The organism is Kineococcus vitellinus (genome assembly GCF_009906315.1).
In the GTDB taxonomy this organism is placed as follows: Bacteria; Actinomycetota; Actinomycetes; order Actinomycetales; family Kineococcaceae; genus Kineococcus; species Kineococcus vitellinus.
This window is the reverse complement of sequence record NZ_JAAALL010000038.1, coordinates 19878-22697: the sequence shown is the minus strand read 5'-3', so window position 1 is coordinate 22697 and position 2820 is coordinate 19878. Positions and strand designations below refer to the sequence as shown.

Genomic DNA, 2820 nt, shown 5'->3' with positions numbered 1-2820 from the left:
ACCGGGCGCCCCGCGCAGCCCCGAGACGCCGGCGGCGCGGGCCCGGGCCCGCGCGCTGCCCGCGACCCCCGCGCCGGCGCCCTCGGCGGCCCCGGTGCGCGACGCGTCCTTCGCGCCGGTCCTGGGCCGCCCCGCGCCGTTCAACCCGGGCGGCCGCACGCAGGCCGCCTACGCCGCCGGCATCGGCCGCGCCGGCACGGACACCTCCGCCCCCGTGCGCCGCGCCCGCCGCGGCTCGGCGCTGCGCGCGCTCGTCCTCGTCGGCGTCCTGCTCGTGCTGGCCGGTGCGGGCAAGGTCGCCGGCCCCGGCGCGTGGCAGGCCGCCCAGGACTGGTCGCGCGCGAGCGTGGTCTCGGACCTGGACGCCCTGGCGCTCGCGCAGGCCAGCTACCGCTCGCTCAACGGCACCTACGCCTCGGACCTGTCGCAGCTGTCCGTCCCGGACTCCTTCAACGACGTGCGCATCCTCGGCGCGAGCGCCGACGACTTCTGCCTGCGCGGCGAGGGGCTGATCGGCGCCCCGGTGTTCTACTCCCCGCGGACCGGAGCCGGCGCCGCGCCGTGCGCCTGAACCCCGATCAGCTCGCGCTGATCTCCGCGTAGGCCGCCTGCAGCAGCGCCGGGTCCGGGCCCTCCAGGCGCGAGGGCCGCCCGATGCCGTCGAGCACGACGAAGCGCAGCAGCGCGCCGCGCGACTTCTTGTCCCGCTTCATGGCGTCCAGCAGCTGCGGCCAGCGGTCGCCGCGGTAGGTCGTCGGCAGGCCCAGCGAGGCCAGCACCGCGCGGTGCCGGTCCGCGTCGGCGTCGGACAGGCGCCCGGCCGTGCGGGCCAGCTCGGCGACGTAGACCAGGCCCACGCTGACGGCCGCGCCGTGGCGCCACTGGTAGCGCTCGACGTGCTCCACGGCGTGGGCGAAGGTGTGCCCGTAGTTGAGGATCTCCCGCAGGTCGGACTCCTTGAGGTCCTCCCCCACCACGCGCGCCTTGACGCGCACGGCGCGCTCGACGAGCTCGGCCAGCACCGGCGAGCGCGGGTCGGTCGCCGCCTGCACGTCGGCCTCGACGAGCTCGAGGATGCGCTCGTCGGCGATGAAGCCGCACTTGACGACCTCGGCCAGCCCGGCGCGCAGGTCGTGCGGCGGCAGCGTGTCCAGGGCGTCCAGGTCGCACAGGACCCCGGCGGGCGGGTGGAAGGAGCCGACGAGGTTCTTGCCCTCGGCGGTGTTGATGCCCGTCTTGCCGCCCACGGCCGCGTCGACCATCGCCAGCAGCGTCGTGGGCACGTGCACGACCCGCACCCCGCGCAGCCAGGTGGCGGCCACGAACCCGGCGAGGTCGGTGACCGCTCCCCCGCCGACGCCGACGACGGCGTCGGAGCGGGTGAAGTCCGACTGCCCGAGGACCGTCCAGCAGAACGCGGCGACCTCGGCGGACTTGGCCTCCTCGCCGTCGGGCACCTCGGCGAGCACGGCCTCCAGGCCCTGGGCGGCCAGGTCGTCGCGCACGGCCTCGCCGGTGGTGCGCAGCGCCCGCGGGTGCACGACGAGCACCTTGGCGACGCGCGGGCCCAGCAGCCCCCGCAGCTCCCCCAGCAGCCCCCGGCCGAGAACGACGTCGTAGGGGGTCTCCCCGTCGACGGGGATGCGGACGGTCTCGGTGCTCATGCGTCCTCCGGGGAGCGGTGCGGGGAGTGCTGCGGCGCACCGGGCAGCGCGCCGTCGGGAGCGGGCGTTCCCGCCCGGGTCGGATCGAGCACGGCGAGCGCGTCCAGCACCGCCACCGCGACGTCGGCGGCCGGCTGCCCGTCGGTGAGGACCTCGACGTCCGCGAGCGCGGTGAACACCGTGCGCCGCTCGGCGTGCAGCTGCTCCAGGTCGCCGCGCTGCAGCACCGGGCGGCCGGTGTCGCCGCGGGTGCGCTCGCGGACCTGGGCGAGCGAGACGTCGAGGTGGACGACGGTGTGCCCGCCCAGCCGCTCGCGGGTGCCCTCGCGCCCGCACGCACCGCCGCCGACGGAGACGACGGCCTGCGGGCCGGCCAGCACGTCGGCGACGACGGCCTCCTCGACGTCGCGGAAGGCGGGCTCGCCGTCGGTGCGGAAGATCTCGGGGATCGCGCGGCCCGTGCGCTGCTCGATCACCGCGTCGGTGTCGGTGGACGGCAGCCCCAGCTCCGCGGCCAGCAGGCGCCCCACGGTGCTCTTGCCGGCGCCCATGAAGCCGACGAGCACGATCACGGGGAGGCTCCTGCGGTCGGGGACGGGCTGCGCCCCGCATCCTAGGCCGAGACGTCCCGGGCCGGGACGCAGGCAGGGCCCGCACCCCGAGGGGTGCGGGCCCTGCCTGAGCCGGTGGTCGTCAGCTGACGGCGGCGTCGCCGAAGTAGACGCGGTTGACGTCCGGGGCGGCCGGCGTCAGCGCCGCGTTCGGCGACGTGGTGACGATCTTGAGGTTGTCGACACCTCGCACGTCCACGTCGAAGGCCACCGGGGCGCCCTTCGCGACGACGCCCGAGGCCAGCAGCTTCTCGTCGCCGTAGACGGCGACGGTGGAGGTCAGGCCGCTGGCGTTGCCGTCGGCGATCCCGGCGACCATGGTGAAGCGGGAGCGCTTCGCGCCCAGCGACCAGGTGCCGTAGTCGGAGTTGCGGGGGTCGGTGTCGAAGGCCGTGGAGCGCGGGTGGAAGCGCCCCGCGATCGTCGCGTGGTCGTAGCGGTAGCGGCCGCTGCCCTGCACGTAGGGCAGGCCGTCGAGGTAGGTCTTCGGCGCGGTCCCGGGCGGCTGGCAGTTGGTGCGCTTGGCGGCCTCGGCGGTGATGCGG

Annotated in this window: 3 protein-coding genes and 1 pseudogene; 1 reads left to right on the top strand and 3 read right to left on the bottom strand. The window is 76.5% G+C overall.

Going from position 1 to position 2820, the window contains the following annotated elements:
• Positions 1–571: pseudogene (locus GTQ99_RS05640) on the top strand (hypothetical protein); the annotation flags it as partial.
• A 7-nt stretch (positions 572–578) separates the two neighbouring features.
• Here the strand turns inward: GTQ99_RS05640 and aroB are convergent.
• From aroB to GTQ99_RS05625, 3 genes are all read right to left on the bottom strand, one after another.
• Positions 579–1664: a 3-dehydroquinate synthase gene (gene aroB, locus GTQ99_RS05635; protein ID WP_166614762.1), complete on the bottom strand. Its 1086-nt coding sequence runs from the start codon at positions 1662–1664 to the stop codon at positions 579–581.
• Positions 1661–2236, bottom strand: coding sequence for a shikimate kinase (locus GTQ99_RS05630; RefSeq protein WP_205706849.1), 576 nt, complete (start codon positions 2234–2236; stop codon positions 1661–1663). The genes aroB and GTQ99_RS05630 overlap by 4 nt, the downstream gene beginning before the upstream one ends.
• 121 nt (positions 2237–2357) lie before the next feature.
• A partial coding sequence (locus GTQ99_RS05625; RefSeq protein ID WP_205706848.1) for an NPCBM/NEW2 domain-containing protein occupies positions 2358–2820 on the bottom strand: 463 nt, incomplete at its 5' end.